Source organism: Lactococcus lactis (assembly GCF_029023865.1).
GTDB classification, from domain to species: Bacteria; Bacillota; Bacilli; order Lactobacillales; family Streptococcaceae; genus Lactococcus; species Lactococcus lactis.
This window is the reverse complement of record NZ_CP118969.1, coordinates 900,317-915,452: the sequence shown is the minus strand read 5'-3', so window position 1 is coordinate 915,452 and position 15,136 is coordinate 900,317. Positions and strand designations below refer to the sequence as shown.

Here is a 15,136-nt window from a genome sequence, read left to right as displayed (position 1 = left end):
AAACTCGTAATTACTACTATACATTTCTTGTAATATATGTCATAATAATAGTGATTAGGAGAGAATGAACATGAAAAACGAATTAGAGAATATTTATCACTCAAAAATAAATAATCTTAATTTTCTACTTGTCGATATTACTTACAGAAAACCTCACCTTCATTTTGACATTGAATTAGCTTTTGTCTTAGAAGGGGCTGGTCAGGTAATAACACAAGAGCAATGCTTTGAAATCAAAGCTGGACAGGCAATTATCTTTAATAGTTGCCAAGTTCACGAACTATCTTCAAGCGACTCTATGAAACTTTTGATTCTACAGTTTTCATCAGAAATTTTTAAAATTATCTTCCCTCAGCTTGATAAAATTTATTTTGAAAGCCATCCTTTCAATCTAAAAAATCAACCTGAAACTTTAAAATTACTCTTACAAGCGGCTTTAAGTTATTTTGCTGATGATAAGAATAATTCCTTGCGTACTCACGGATACACTTCCCTTTTATTAGATCGCTTATTAAGTATTTCTGAATACAGTATTTTAAGCAGTTCTGAACAAAATAAATTAATGGATCTCCAAGAGCGAATGGAAAGAATTTCTTCTTACATTCATGAAAACTACGACCATAAAATTTCTTTAGAAATGATTGCTTCGCATGAAGGACTTTCCAGAACGTATTTTTCCCATTTCTTTAAAAGTAATTTTGGGATTAATTTCAACGAGTATTTAAATAAGATTCGTTCTGAAAAAGCAAGAACATTACTTTCTTCTTCTAAAGATAATTTATTAAATATTGCTTACATGTGTGGTTTCTCAGATATCAGAACGCTCAACACCGCTTTCGTTAAATCTTATGGTGTTCTACCGAAAGAATTTAGAAAAAATAGTGTACTCTTTCCAAATCTCAACTACATGACTTTCAATCAAGATAAAATTGATAATCAAGTTTTTTATTCTGATAGAGGCTCTTTTGATATTCTGCAATATTATTTAGAAAAAAACTTTGAAAAAACAAGTAGTCATTTTTAGACTCTTTATTTTTAACAAGTTAATGATATCGCTTTCTAAGAATCTTATCTTACTGTTTTGTTCTATTTTTCAGGGGAAATGTTGTCATTTTATCATACCTAAATCAAATAAAAAAAATACTTGGCTTTTACCAAGTATTTTTTATTAATCCCAAATTTTAGTTGCTTTAATTTCATTAATCGTTTGGTCAAAATCATTTGTTAAGATTGTCACATGTCCCATTTTTCGGTTATGTTTAGCATCTGCTTTTCCATAATCATGTTGATGCCAATCGGCATGCTCATGATTAAGTTTCTTAACTGCCTCAACGTGTTGCCCTAAAACGTTCAACATAATGGCAGGTTTCAAAAGTTTAGGTTCTGGTAGGTCTTCTCCTAAAATCCCTTTAATATGCAAATCAAATTGGTTGAAATCACAAGCTTCAATTGTAAAGTGGCCACTATTATGTGGTCTTGGAGCTAGTTCATTGACATAGATTTGACCATCTGCTGTTAAGAACATTTCCACACAAAGCACGCCAGATAGCTCTAATTTTTCCGCAATTGAGGTCGCAATTTTATAAGCATTCTCTGTAATTTCAGCAGATATACGAGCCGGAGAAATCGTTTGATGTAAGATGTTTTCTCTATGTTCGTTTTCAGCTAGAGGAAAAACCACATATTCGTGACCATTTCCACTAATAATAACAGAAATTTCACGTTCAAAAGAAATAAAATCTTCTAAAACACATTCTGAAAGTTCTGTCAGTGATTTTGCAGCTGACAAGTCTTTATCAGCATTTAAAACCACTTGTCCATGACCGTCATAGCCTCCAGTTGTTGTTTTTAAAACTTGTTTTCTAGTTACTGTTTCTGGGAGTTTTTCCGCTGAATCTACGAGTTGCCAAGGTGCAACATTAACTTTAGCTTCGTTGGTCAAAAATTCTTTTTCAAAGCGACGGTTTTGCGTAATCTCTAACAGACGTATTCCTTGAGGAATCCTTACACAGCCTTCAATTTCGTGCAAAGCTTTTGCTGATACATTTTCAAACTCATAAGTAATGACGTCACAAGCATAGGCGAGTCTTAATAAATTGTCAACGTCATCATAAGGTGCAACAATCAGTTCATCAGATACTTTTGCCGCAGAACAGTTTGGATTTGGGTCAAGTGTAATGACTTTATGTCCCATGTATTGAGCAGCAATTGCCATCATCTGTCCAAGCTGACCTCCACCAATAATACCAATTGTTTGCTTTGTATTCTTTATCACAAGTCTTCCTACCCTTCATTATTTGAAATCCGACAACTTTTGAACTCTTTTTAAAGTAATGCTTTGTTTGATTCCTCAACCATTTCTTGCGCAGCAGCCCGATAGACCAACAATTTTTGGTATAAATTCTCGTTTGTATTCGCCAAAAGTTGCAAAGCAAATAAAGCAGCATTTTTTGCTCCAGCCTCTCCAATTGCCATTGTCGCTACAGGAACCCCTGCCGGCATTTGAACAATTGAATAAAGTGAATCCAAACCAGATAAAGCGCGTGATTTTATTGGAACGCCAATGACTGGAACGAGAGTCTGAGCAGCTACCATTCCTGGCAAATGAGCAGCTCCACCAGCACCTGCGATGATCACTTTATAACCTGCCTCACGGGCTTGGCTCGAAAATTCAGCCATCAAAGCTGGTGTTCGGTGTGCTGATACGACCTTTTTTTCATAAGCTAAACCAAAGTCATCTAAAATTTTTGCTGTTTCTTTCATTGTCGCCCAATCTGAGCTCGAACCCATGATAATTGCTACTTCTGCCATTTTTCCTCTTCTTTTTTTCTTAACCAAAATTTTTATATTGCTCGTGAACCAATATCATGACGATAAAAGAAACCATCATTTTCCAATTTATCAAGTTTTTCATAAAGCAATTTTTGTGTACTTTTTACATCTTCTCCCGTTTCAGAAACAAGATAAACTCGGCCTCCACTAGAGATTAATTGATTATTTTCATTTTTGGAAACTCCTGCATAATAAACATTTAAACCTTCAGGAATTTCTGGAAGAATAAGTCCTAGTTTTGCTTGACTAGGATAGCCTTCTGCAGCAACAACCACACCCAAAGTCACACCAGACTCAAGCCATTCTAATGTTGGCTCATTTCCAGCTAAAATATCAATAATTGCTTGAGCTAAGTCACTTTTTAAACGGGGGAGAACAACTTGGGTTTCAGGATCCCCAAAGCGTGCATTAAATTCAATTGTTTTGACTCCGTCTTCTGTCAAAATTAAACCTGCATAAAGAACGCCTGTAAATGACTTGCCTTCTTCTATCATTCCAGCTACTGTTGGTTTAACAACTTTTTCCAGAGCCTCATTTACAACCTCCTTAGAAATATGTAGGACCGGTGAGTAAGCCCCCATTCCCCCTGTGTTAGGGCCTTTATCTCCATCAAAAGCTCGTTTGTGGTCTTGAGCAATCGGCATCGGATATATTTTCCCGTCATGGATAAAACTAAATAAAGAAAATTCTTCACCATCAAGAAATTCCTCAATCACAACTTTTCCTTGACTACCAGAAAAAATATCGGCCAGAGCTGACTTAGCGGTCTCAATATCAAAGGCAACCGTCACACCCTTTCCAGCAGCGAGCCCATCAGCTTTAATCACAAGAGGAACTCCTTTTTCATCTAGATATGCAAGAGCAGGCTCTAAGCTATCAAAAGTAGCATAATCAGCCGTCGGAACCCCATATTTTTTCATAATTGATTTTGCAAAATCTTTAGAACCTTCTAGCTCTGCGGCCATTTTATTTGGCCCAAAAATTGGTAATTCTGCTTTTATAAAAGCATCGACGACGCCATTCATCAAAGCTGTTTCTGGGCCAACAAATGTTAGTCCAATGTTTTGATTTTGAGCAAATTTAACTAATTTATCATTAGATAGTTCGGAAATATCAACTATTTGAATTCCATCTTTTTCCATTCCTGAATTGCCTGGAGCTACAAAGACTTCTTCAACTTGAGGACTTTCCATAAATTTTTTTGCTAAGGCATGTTCGCGGCCGCCAGAACCAATTACCAAAATTTTCATCATTTCTCCGATATTCCCAAACGTTTTTTATATACACAAACTTGTGTATTCAGCTATTTTATTTATTATTCAACAAATCTTGAACGAATAATAAAAGTCAAAGTGACGATAGCTCATCTATCTTTTCTTGCATTATAAATCTTATAATTCTATCTTAAAAGATTTGTGATAAAAGAAAAAGCCTGAACAAAAGTTTCAAGAAATAAGAAGAGAGATTGTTCGGTATTTACTCAATTATAGCTAGAGTTTTCCCCTTACAATATTTAAATGACAAATTTGTTTATCAGCTTTTCTATCGCAATTTTCATTAAAAACATGTAAAATAAATCTAAGTAGAAAAAGAAAGCGAAAACTTATGGCGACTCAACCAACCAAAGATAAAATTATTAGTAGCAGCTGGGAACTTTTAGAAGAACTTCCTCTCACAGAATTTTCAATGCGTAAGTTAGCTAGTCGGCTAGGAATGACAGTGTCTTCTCTTTACTACCATTTTTCAAGTAAAGAAGCACTTTTTGCAGAACTTATTGATAAAGCAAGCCTTGAAATTATTTTTCCAGCAAATGAGAAAACGTGGCAAGACCGCCTTTTCGTCTATGGTAAAAATATTTATGCTGTTTTAGAATCTTATCCAAACCTCGCACAATTGATGATGGATTATCCACCAGAATCTGAGAACTATCTTCGGCTCTTTGATAAACTTTTAATGATTGTAGATGATCTCAAGCTTTCTGATGATCATAAATTTTACACCATTAACCTTTTTCTAAATTTTATTTACACCAGTAAAATAGATAGTGATCGTTTAGTAGAGCAACCCGAAAAACCTCTTTCTACTGTCAAAATTCCTCTGGTACAACTGGCTCCTTTTCTCGATAAATATTGGCGAACTGAAAGCCTCACCAGTCTTGGCTCTTCTGAAAGTTTTGAGTTTGGTTTACAGCTTATTATTTCAGGAATTGAAAAAATGCTTAAAATTAATTAATTTATAAAAAACTTCCTGAGGAAGTTTTTTTCTTGACTTTATTTCAGAACAATGGTATTATTTTTACCGAACAGTGTTCTAAAAATATAAAAGAAGGTTCTTTATGAATAATACTAATGATTTTAATTTAAAAAAAGTCTTACCTGCGGTTCTAACAATTGCAATTGGAATGCTTTTAGTAATGATGGATACAACCATTATGAATGTCACTCTTCCGCATATTCAGTCTGCTTTCCATCAAAATCTCTCAAATAGTCAGTGGGTCATTACTGCTTATACTTTAGCTATGGCCACAGTTATTCCATTTGCTGGATTTTTGGGAGACCGCTTTTCAGATAAAAAAGTTTTTGCTTTAGCAATCATTTTTTTCACTATCGCTTCATTTCTTGCAGCTAACGCTCACTCACTGCAAAGTCTTATTATTTGGCGAATTGCTCAAGGCTTAACTGGTGGCGTTGTTGCTCCAATCGGAATTGGGATGTCTTTTAAAATTATTCCAATGGAAAAACGAGGTTCAATGATGGGCCTTCTAGGGTTACCAATGTTGCTCGCTCCAACAATAGGACCTGCACTTTCAGGTTTCTTAGTTAAACACTTCAATTGGTCAACTGTCTTTTTGATTAATCTTCCGGTTGGAGTTCTAGCCCTAATCTTTGTTCTCCTCTTTCTCCCCAATTTTCCTGCAAATAAAGCAAGTAAAATTGATTTAAAAGGGGCTCTTCTTTCTCCATTTGCCTTTCCAATTTTAATTTATGGTGTACACGTTGGGACAGATAAAGGCTGGTCAAATCCTACTGCCCTCTCTTTTGTAGTCCTTGGTATAATCATGTTGCTTTTATTCATTATTGTTGAACTACGTGTTGAGAATCCTCTTTTACACCTTCGAGCTTTTGCAATTTCTGAATTTACAAAAGGAATTTCGCTCATGTGGCTCAATCAAATCGTTGTTTTTGGGGCCATGCTTCTTGTCCCACTTTACTTACAAAATGTCGTTGGACTTTCTTCTGAAAATACAGGGCTAATCATGGTTCCGCAGGCAATTGCTAGTTTTTTAGGAATGACAATCGGTGGGCGTATTTTTGATAAATTTGGGACGAAAGCCGCAGTTCTGCCGGGTTTTACTCTGGGAGCTCTAAGTCTTAGTCTTTTTAGTCAAATTAAACCTAGTTCTTCTTTAGCTTTCACACTTTGTGCTATTGTTTTACTTGGTTTAAGTCAAGGTTTAGTCAATATGCAAGTTAATAATCACGCCCTTCAATCTGTTCCAATGAAAAATATCAGTCGAGTTACTCCACTAACAAATGAAATGATGCAAGTAGTCAACTCATTTGCCATTGCCTTTTTGACAGCATTTTTAAGTGGTCAAATCAAAAAACAGACTGGACTTTCTCCTTTACAAGCGAATTTAACTGCCTTCCATCATACTTTCTACTTACTTCTTATTTTTGTAAGCTTCGGTTTCATTTTAAGTCTATTTTTGAGAAAAAAAGTGAAGGCATAATAAAAAAACACTGTTAAAATAAACAGTGTTTTTTATTACCAATTTTTAACCAAAGCTGGAATTTCTAATAGGTCTTGGATTTGCACATCTGGTTGTGCTTCTCCACTAACTTCCAATTGTTTTGGATTATACCAAATTGTCTTTATTCCAGCTCTATTCCCTCCTAAAATATCAGTTGCTAGGGAGTCCCCAACGATTGTAAATTCCTTTTGATTGGCCGCTTCAATGTGGTCAAAGACATAATCGAAGAAAGCAAGCGAAGGCTTATGATGACCCACTTCTTCACTAATAAAGATTTCTCTAAAGTGATCAGAAATTCCAGACTCAAATATTCGCGGACGAGAAACACGTGAAGTTCCATTACTAACCACATACATTTCTGCCTCTTTTGCTGACAGCTCTGTCAGTAATTCTTTGGCATGATTAATCAGTTCATGCCCTTGTGATAAGTAAAGTTGATATTCATCATCAACAGCAACTGGATTATAATTTACTGACACATTTAAAGCTCTAAAAGCATGGTCAAATCGAGTAGATAGAAGTTCTTCACGTGAAAGTTTTTCTGATTCGTGTAAACGCCAAAGCGCTTTGTTTTCACGAGAGTAAGTCGCACGATTTTCCTGATTATCTTCAATTTGATAGTGGGTAAAAATTTTTCCCAAAGCATCATATTCTGCTTTATCAAAATCAAGTAAGGTGTTATCAATATCAAAAAGTAGTACAGTCATTTCTTTTCCTTTGCTAAATGTATTCTTTGCATTCCCTACATTATATCAGAAAAGGAGATAAAGATGAATGTTCTGAAACTTGAAAATTTTTTCAATGACAATATACAGATGATTTTACAATAGAAATTTTAATATTAAATTAGTGAAAAAAATCTACCCTAAAGGTAGACTTTTTATTAATGTCTAAAATGACGAAGTCCTGTGAAAACCATCGCAATTCCATATTTATCACAGGCATCAATCACTTCTTGGTCACGTACAGAGCCACCTGGTTGAACGATTGCTTTAATTCCTGCCTTAGCAATTTCATCAATATTGTCAGCAAACGGGAAGAAGGCATCCGAACCAAGAACCGCATTTTCTTGAAGTTCTAATGATTTATCAGCGGTTGCCTCTAAGGCAATTTTTACTGAGCCCACACGGTTAGTTTGGCCAGGACCAACACCAAGCGTCTGGTGGTCATTGGTCACAATAATCCCATTTGATTTGACAAACTTAACTGCTTTCCAAGCAAACTCCATGGCCTCCATTTGTCTGTCAGTTGGTTGAACTTTAGTCGCCACTGTCCATTCTTTTGGATTTTCAACAATGACATCTTGATTTTGAACAAGTAGTCCTCCAAGAACCCCTGTTACATGCACTTCTTTTTCTGAGGCTTCTTTTTTAGAAAAATCAACGGTTAAAAGTCGAATATTTTTCTTTTTACTTAAAACTTCCAAGGCTTCTTTGCTATAAGAGGGTGCGATAATAATTTCAAGGAAAATCTTACTCATTTTTTGCGCAGTTGCCAAAGTTACTTCTCGATTTAAAACAATAATTCCACCGAAAATTGAAACTGGGTCTGCTTCATAGGCATAATCCCAAGCTTTTTCGATATCCGTTGCTCTTCCAATCCCACATGGATTCATATGTTTGAGGGCTACAACTGTTGGTTCTTCAAAATCTCTTGCAATCTGTAAAGCAGCATCTGCATCACGAACATTGTTATAGCTTAGTTCTTTACCATGAATTTGCTTACTTTGGGCAATTGAATAAGTCGTAGGTATTCCTGACTCATAAAAATCTGCATTTTGTTGCGGATTTTCACCATAACGCATTCCTTGTTTAAGGTCGTAAGTCAAGGTTAATTTTTCTGGTTTTACATTTTCTACCGGAAATTCTTCTGTCAAATATTGTGCAATTAAAGCATCATAACTTGCAGTGTGGCGAAATACTTTTGCTGCAAGTTGCTGACGAAAACTTAAACTTGTTTCACCTTTTACTGACAGCTCTGTCAGTACTTTTTCATAATCATTTGGGTCACAAACGACTGTGACTGACGCATGATTTTTAGCTGCTGAACGCAACATTGAAGGACCACCAATATCAATCTTCTCAATCATTTCTGCTTGACTGCCCCCAGCAAGCAAAGTTTCTTTGAAGGGATATAAGTTCACAACAACCAAATCAATTGGAGAAATATGATGTTCTGTCATTGATTCCATGTGACTTTCCAAATCTCTACGTCCAAGAAGGGCTCCATGAATTAGTGGATGCAATGTTTTAAGGCGCCCATCCATCATTTCTGGAAATCCTGTTACTTCATCGATTGCAATATTCGGAATTTCTTCTTGGTCCAAAACGGCTTTCGTTCCACCCGTTGAGATAATTTCCCAACCAAATTCTCGAATTTTCTTAGCAAATTCTACAATACCTTCTTTGTCTGAAACACTGATAAGTGCACGTTTTGACATGATTTCCTCCAAGTTTTCTGCTGACAATTCTGTCAGTAATATTTTTCTTATAAAAGAACTGACAGAACTGTCAGTAAATATTTATCATGTCTTTATTTTACATTTATCGTTTGGAAATAAAAAGCACCAGTTTTAAAACTGGGCTTTTTTTATTATAATTGTTCGGAAATTACTTTTAGTCTTTAATTAAAAACTCTTCATTGAAAATTCCAATATATGGCAACTGACGGTAACGTTCGGCATAATCAATTCCATAGCCCACAATAAAGGCATCCGGTACTTCAAAGCCAACATAATCAGCGTCAATATCAACTTTACGACCACTTGGTTTATCTAATAAAGAGATAATTTTTACTGAATGTGCTTGACGTCCTGTCAGCAATTTTTTAAGATAGAGCAAAGTATTTCCAGTGTCAATGATATCTTCAACAATCAAAATATCACGTCCATGAGCCACGGTTGATAAATCTTTCAAAATTCTAACTTCTCCAGAAGATGAAATCCCATAACCATAACTGGTAACATCCATAAAATCAACTTCAGCATCAATTGATAATTCTTTAAGCAAATCAACCGTAAACATGATTGACCCTTTTAATATTCCAACAACAAGTGGATTTTTTCCTTCATAATCGCGTGAAACAACTTCCGCAAGCTCTTTGACACGTTCGGCAATTTGTTCTCTGGTAAATAAAACTTCTTTTAAATGTGGATGCATTTTTCTCTCCAATTTTTTTCACAATATGTTTCTATTTTAGACTTTTTTAGAGAGAAGAAAAAGATCAGAAGTCTGACTTTGGTCTTTTTTAGCTTACAACGTTCGGAAATAGAAAATTTTCAAAACTATAATTTTCTTAATCAACTTTAATAACTCCCAAATCCAACATCGTTTGTGCCGTTTGAATAATCGCTGCTTCACCTGAACGTGGTTTCCAGCCTAAAAGTTTAACTGATTTTTCATTTGAACAAGCTGTGTTTTGCCCCAAAAATGTAGCTGGCATCGCCAAACTTTTATCAAATCGAGCTAAAATTTTGACTAAAAAGTCGGGAATTACCTGAGTAGATACTTTTTTAGCTTTTGTACCAAATTCCTTTTTCAAAAACTCAGCTTGCTTTTTGTAAGTAATATTTTGGCCTGAAGTTGCAATGAAACGCTGACCAATCGCTTCATTTTTTTCAAGAGCTAGCAAATGTAAATCAGCAACATCACGAACGTCAACATAATCAAATGCTAAATTTAAAAGTCTGGGCATTTTACCTTCAAACATATTTTTTATAGCCGCACTAGAATGTGAAAAATCATTTCCAAGAATTGGACCCATAACAGCTGTAGGTAAAACCGATGCTCCTTCAATACCATAAGCTTCTGCAAGTTTCCAAAACTCCATTTCCGCCATCGTTTTAGAACGTTGGTAGGCATTAATTGGAGCATCAAGATTTGTCCAACCTTTCTCTGTGAAGATTTCTGGATGATCCTTATGCCCCGCTAAAACTGCTCCCGATGCTGAGGTCAAAACCACTCGTTTAACTCCTGCTTTCTTGGCTGCTTTCATCACAAACTTCACTCCATCCACAGCCATTTTCACCATTAAATCATCAGCGTCAGGACGTTGCAAAGGTGTTGGTGAAGCCACATGAATCACAGAATCAACACCAGTCATGGCTTGACTCCATCCTTCTTCTTTTGTCAAATCAGTTTGGACAAAATCTAAATCTGTAAAATCTGAAATTCCGCCTTGTGCCATCATTTTTTTCACTTCTTCTTGTCGAGACATCGTCCGCAATGTCGCCCGTACTCGATAGCCTTTTTTCAATAAAGCAATCATGATAAACATAGCAATATATCCAGAACCACCTGTAACAACAATTGTTTTTTTATTTGTATTTGTCATTTAATTTTTTCCTCTATTTTTCTTAATTCACATCTGTTACACTTGAAACTTATGTAAAATTATTGTACGATAGAAGTGTAAAAAATACAAGCCTTTGAAAAGCTTGTGTGACACAATCAGGAGAAGTGTAATGGCAGCGACAAACTATTCCCAAACTATCAAAAACGATACAAAAGATTTTATTACTACAGCAATTTTGCAACTATTAGGAATTCAAAAAACATTTGAAAAACCGAAAAATCTTGCTCAACTCACCGTTTCAAACGTTTGTAAGAGAGCCGGAGTTAGCAGAATGGCTTTTTATCGTAACTTTGAGTCCATTGACCAGGTCATTTATCAATACTATCAGCCTCAAATTTCTCAAAGTTTTGAAATCATTCGTCAGGATGTTTCTGCCAGTTCAAAAATTGAAAACCAATTAAAATTCTTTGAAGAATTCAAAAGTGACCTCTTTCTTTCTGAAAGTCAAGGTTACGAACCAATTATTCGTCAAATTTATATTGAAGAAATTGAGAAATTTTATGAAAAAACAAATGACGAATATTTCATTACTTTTGTCGCAAATGGAGTTTATGCTCTTTGGCGCAAATGGTTAATGAACGGTCAAGATAAGCCAATTGAAGAAATACATGAACTCATTAGAAGAATTGTTACAATTTAAGTAAAAATAAAAAGACACTTGCACGTGTCTTTTTAATATAAATTTATTTTTTAAGCAATTTCCTGTCCTAAATGAATCACCTCATCCAAATAACTTTGAGTTTCATCATATAGATGGTGTGTAATCATAATCACCGTCAAATCAGGATTTTCTAAAATATTTTTTTCTACAGCTAGAGCTGTTTTTTTGTCAACACTCGCCGTACTTTCATCCATCACTAAAATTGGCTTACTGCCCATTAGTTCTCTAGCAACAGATAATCTTTCTTGCTGACCTCCTGATAAATTTTTATCATAAACCGTATCAAGTTTATTAAATACAAAGTCATCCGCACAAGCAATTCTAATCGATTTATCAAAGATATCTGGCGAAATTTTGCGCCCTAAAGTCAAATTTTCTTCTACTGTTTCCTTAAAAAGATAGGGAAATTGCATAATCACACTCATCACATGAGGTAAAGATTTTCGATTAATTCCTTTGTAATCTTTCCCGTCTAATAAAATTTCTCCTTCATAGTCTTGCTTATTCCCAACCAACAAATTAATCAAGGTTGATTTTCCACTTCCACTATCGCCAATAATCGCGTATTTTTTTCCTTTTTCAATGACAATTTCTGGATACTCAATTTTTTGCCCATCAGGAAATGCAACTGCCAGATTTTTTAATTCTAATTTACTTTCAAAAGCTGTCACTTCTTCTCCGTCAGTAACTTTTGATTCGTCAGTAATTTTTCCATATTTCTCTAGCAGCTTTCCAGTTGCATTGAGCAATATTAAACTATTTGCTACACTTTTTGAGTAATTAGTTACTGTCCCTGACAAATTTCCGACACTCATGACAACACCAATGCCAATTTGCCCATTCATGATAAGAAAACCAGCAACAGCTAAAATCAAAAACTGCCCTAACATACTTGTCCCTAATAAAGAATACTGCATCCAAGCACGAGTAAAAATTAATTTCACATTCGCCGTAGCTAATTGATTAAATTTCCCCATGGTTCGCTCTTGCATAAGACCCAATTGTTTATTATGATAAAGCACTTCATAACCACGCAAGTAATCCGTAGATGTCGCTAAGGCATCATTTGCAAGCTCCGACACTTGTTCCGTATCTCGTTCCACTGATTGTTTAAACATTTTTGGAAAATAGAACAAAAGTGCTCCAACCAAAAGGGTTGTCAAAAGCAATACCCAGTGGAAAAAGATAATAGCAATTCCTGAGAATAGCATCGCAACAATTCCCGTATAAACAAAATAAATCTGGTGGAAACCATTATCATAAAGTAGTTTTGTATCATTATTTAACCACGAATTATAATCTTCCTTACTATTTTTTTCAAAATCAGAATAAGAAATTTCCGTCAGAGGCTCAATGATATCCCGGCGTACGGCATTAAGCTGTTTTTGTATGGCAATTTCTTTCCAAACATCACGCGCTCCTTGAACAAAACTATCGACCATCCAAAGGATAATATCAATAGCTAACCATAAGAAAAATTGATTCATCTCTTTTGCAATCAAAGAATTGAGCACATTTGCTAAAAAGACCGAACTCAAGACCGCAAGAGCAATATCAATCGTGATAAGTAAGAAAACCATAAAATTTTCAAATTTGAATTCTTTAAGATACTTTACCATTTTTCCTTCTCTTATTTTACTTAAGATTATGTTACCACTACATTTTAGCATTTAAATTTCAAAAGTAAATAGCGCTTACAAAAGTATTTTAGATGTTTTATTTTCTTAAAAGAACTGAAAATTTTCTCTTATTTTTATTAAGCTAAAACGTAAGAAAAAAACTTCATCATTGCTGATGAAGTATAATTTGGCGAACGACTTCTGGATAGAGCTTGTGCTCTGCTTCATGAACAGAACGCTCATAGACTTCTAAATCTTCGTGATAAGCGAGCGGGATTTGAGCAATCAATTCCCCAGTATCAACACCCTCATCAACATAATGAATACTGATTCCCAACCCCTTTTTTGCCTCATGTGATTCTTCAATCGCATGAGGTGAACCAGCAAAATCTGGAAGATAAGAAGGGTGAACATTGATTATCTTTCCTTTATATTTTGATAACATCGTCGCACCAATGATTTTCATGTAGCCCGCCAAGAGAATTAAATTAATTTCTTGGTCTTCTAAAATTTCCACCAAAGCCTTCTCATAATCCACTTTTGAAGAAAATTCTTTTAACTCCAAACTTGCCTTTGCCACCCCTAATCGCTCAGCACGTTCAAGTACATAAGCATCATGATGGTCTGAAAAAACAAATTTCACTTGGTCTGGAAATTGTTCAGCTAGTGTTTGAAAGTTTGAGCCATTTCCTGATGCAAATACTGCAATTTTCACGCTATCCCCTATTCTCAATGAAAAAAATTTATTTTTTAATCACTACTGCTGAATCTTGTCTTTTGACCATTTTACCAATTTCAAATGCATTCAACTCTTTTTTGAGAGCTTCAGCATTTTCAGGAGCAACAGCGATTACCATTCCAATTCCCATATTGAAAATTTCATACATTTCTTCATGTTTGATATCCCCATATTTTTCAAGAGCATTGAAAATTGGTAAAACATTCCAAGAACCTTCAACAATTTCAGCTGACAAGCTATTTCCGAACATTCTTGGTAAATTCTCATGGAATCCTCCGCCTGTAATATGAGCAATCCCTTTTATTTTATTTTGTTTAATCAAGGGTAAAAGCTCTTTGACATAGATTTTTGTCGGAGTTAAAAGAGAATCAATCAAAGATTGGTCAAGTTCAGGCAACGATTCATTCAAATCAAAGTCAGCAAAAACTTTCCGAACCAAAGAGTATCCGTTAGAATGAATCCCAGATGAGGCAAGACCAAGCAAAACATCGCCCGTTTCCACATCTTTTTCGCCATCAATTAATTGTGATTTTTCAGCCACACCCACAGCAAAACCAGCTAAATCATAATCATCTTCATCATACATTCCGGGCATTTCAGCTGTTTCTCCACCAATCAGAGCTGCTCCTGCTTGCAAGCAACCTTCGGCCACTCCAGCCACAACTTGCTCCAATTTTTCAGGAATATTTTTCCCTGTAGCAATATAATCCAAAAAATACAATGGCTCAGCCCCAGCAGCAATAATATCATTGACGCACATGGCTACGCAATCAATCCCAATCGTGTCATGTTTGTCTGCTTGAATGGCTAACATCAATTTAGTTCCCACACCATCTGTCCCCGAAATCAATACAGGCTCTTTCACATCAAGCACAGATAAATCAAAACTTCCACCAAAACCACCCAGTGCCCCAAGCACACCCAAACGTTCGGTTTTAGCCACATGCTTCTTAATACGAGAAACCACCTCATACCCTGCTTCTACATCTACCCCAGATTTTGCATACGCATTCTCAGACACTGTCATTCTCCATTTTCTGATTTATTTTATTCTACTTCCATGTTAAATGATTTTCAAACATAAAAAAAGTTCCAGCGGGTAGTACTGAAACTTTTCGATTGAATCGTTCGGAAATAACAAATCATTTCAACTGTAATTGTCTATCAAATATAAAAAA

Annotated in this window: 14 protein-coding genes; 4 read left to right on the top strand and 10 right to left on the bottom strand. The window is 35.2% G+C overall.

Going from position 1 to position 15,136, the window contains the following annotated elements; genetic code table 11:
* Positions 1–70 precede the first annotated feature (70 nt).
* Entirely contained in the window at positions 71–1,024 is a 954-nt protein-coding gene (locus tag PYW37_RS04695) for an AraC family transcriptional regulator (protein ID WP_023188757.1), read from the top strand.
* Positions 1,025–1,168: 144 nt separating this feature from the next.
* Here PYW37_RS04695 and purK read toward each other — a convergent pair whose 3' ends face one another.
* The 3 genes from purK to purD are packed head-to-tail and all read right to left on the bottom strand — an operon-like array spanning position 1,169 to position 4,082.
* Complete coding sequence (gene purK / locus PYW37_RS04690; protein WP_023188756.1) at positions 1,169–2,275, bottom strand: 5-(carboxyamino)imidazole ribonucleotide synthase; 1,107 nt, start codon at positions 2,273–2,275, stop codon at positions 1,169–1,171.
* Between the two features lie 50 nt (positions 2,276–2,325).
* Positions 2,326–2,811: a 5-(carboxyamino)imidazole ribonucleotide mutase gene (purE, locus tag PYW37_RS04685; protein ID WP_012898130.1), complete on the bottom strand. Its 486-nt coding sequence runs from the start codon at positions 2,809–2,811 to the stop codon at positions 2,326–2,328.
* Positions 2,812–2,843: 32 nt separating this feature from the next.
* A complete protein-coding gene (purD, locus tag PYW37_RS04680; protein WP_014570649.1) occupies positions 2,844–4,082 on the bottom strand; it encodes a phosphoribosylamine--glycine ligase in 1,239 nt (412 codons plus the stop codon).
* Between the two features lie 355 nt (positions 4,083–4,437).
* Here purD and PYW37_RS04675 point away from each other — a divergent pair, with 355 nt between their 5' ends.
* Together PYW37_RS04675 and PYW37_RS04670 are read left to right on the top strand one after the other, a co-directional pair.
* The gene (locus PYW37_RS04675) at positions 4,438–5,064 is read left to right on the top strand and encodes a TetR/AcrR family transcriptional regulator (RefSeq protein ID WP_017864721.1); all 627 of its coding nucleotides are present in this window, start codon (positions 4,438–4,440) and stop codon (positions 5,062–5,064) included.
* A 103-nt stretch (positions 5,065–5,167) separates the two neighbouring features.
* Complete coding sequence (locus PYW37_RS04670) at positions 5,168–6,565, top strand: MDR family MFS transporter (protein ID WP_023188754.1); 1,398 nt, start codon at positions 5,168–5,170, stop codon at positions 6,563–6,565.
* A gap of 35 nt (positions 6,566–6,600) precedes the next feature.
* On the opposite strand, the gene PYW37_RS04665 is transcribed toward PYW37_RS04670, so the two are convergent.
* The 4 genes from PYW37_RS04665 to PYW37_RS04650 all read right to left on the bottom strand — a co-directional run bounded on the left by PYW37_RS04665 (position 6,601) and on the right by PYW37_RS04650 (position 10,918).
* A complete protein-coding gene (locus tag PYW37_RS04665; protein WP_012898134.1) occupies positions 6,601–7,293 on the bottom strand; it encodes a YjjG family noncanonical pyrimidine nucleotidase in 693 nt (230 codons plus the stop codon).
* A 176-nt stretch (positions 7,294–7,469) separates the two neighbouring features.
* The gene (gene purH / locus PYW37_RS04660) at positions 7,470–9,026 is read right to left on the bottom strand and encodes a bifunctional phosphoribosylaminoimidazolecarboxamide formyltransferase/IMP cyclohydrolase (RefSeq protein WP_023188753.1); all 1,557 of its coding nucleotides are present in this window, start codon (positions 9,024–9,026) and stop codon (positions 7,470–7,472) included.
* A 175-nt stretch (positions 9,027–9,201) separates the two neighbouring features.
* Complete coding sequence (gene hpt, locus PYW37_RS04655; protein WP_003130055.1) at positions 9,202–9,744, bottom strand: hypoxanthine phosphoribosyltransferase; 543 nt, start codon at positions 9,742–9,744, stop codon at positions 9,202–9,204.
* A gap of 136 nt (positions 9,745–9,880) precedes the next feature.
* Positions 9,881–10,918, bottom strand: coding sequence for an NAD-dependent epimerase/dehydratase family protein (locus PYW37_RS04650; protein ID WP_023188751.1), 1,038 nt, complete (start codon positions 10,916–10,918; stop codon positions 9,881–9,883).
* Between the two features lie 130 nt (positions 10,919–11,048).
* Here PYW37_RS04650 and PYW37_RS04645 point away from each other — a divergent pair, with 130 nt between their 5' ends.
* Positions 11,049–11,579, top strand: coding sequence for a TetR/AcrR family transcriptional regulator (locus tag PYW37_RS04645; protein WP_023188750.1), 531 nt, complete (start codon positions 11,049–11,051; stop codon positions 11,577–11,579).
* Between the two features lie 50 nt (positions 11,580–11,629).
* On the opposite strand, the gene PYW37_RS04640 is transcribed toward PYW37_RS04645, so the two are convergent.
* The 3 genes from PYW37_RS04640 to purM all read right to left on the bottom strand — a co-directional run bounded on the left by PYW37_RS04640 (position 11,630) and on the right by purM (position 14,985).
* Positions 11,630–13,219 carry an ATP-binding cassette domain-containing protein gene (locus tag PYW37_RS04640; RefSeq protein ID WP_023164306.1) on the bottom strand — a complete coding sequence of 530 codons (1,590 nt, stop codon included), beginning with the start codon at positions 13,217–13,219 and terminating at the stop codon, positions 11,630–11,632.
* Between the two features lie 166 nt (positions 13,220–13,385).
* Entirely contained in the window at positions 13,386–13,934 is a 549-nt protein-coding gene (gene purN, locus PYW37_RS04635; protein WP_023188749.1) for a phosphoribosylglycinamide formyltransferase, read from the bottom strand.
* A 28-nt stretch (positions 13,935–13,962) separates the two neighbouring features.
* Positions 13,963–14,985 carry a phosphoribosylformylglycinamidine cyclo-ligase gene (gene purM, locus PYW37_RS04630; RefSeq protein ID WP_161934620.1) on the bottom strand — a complete coding sequence of 341 codons (1,023 nt, stop codon included), beginning with the start codon at positions 14,983–14,985 and terminating at the stop codon, positions 13,963–13,965.
* Between the last annotated feature and the right edge of the window lie 151 nt (positions 14,986–15,136).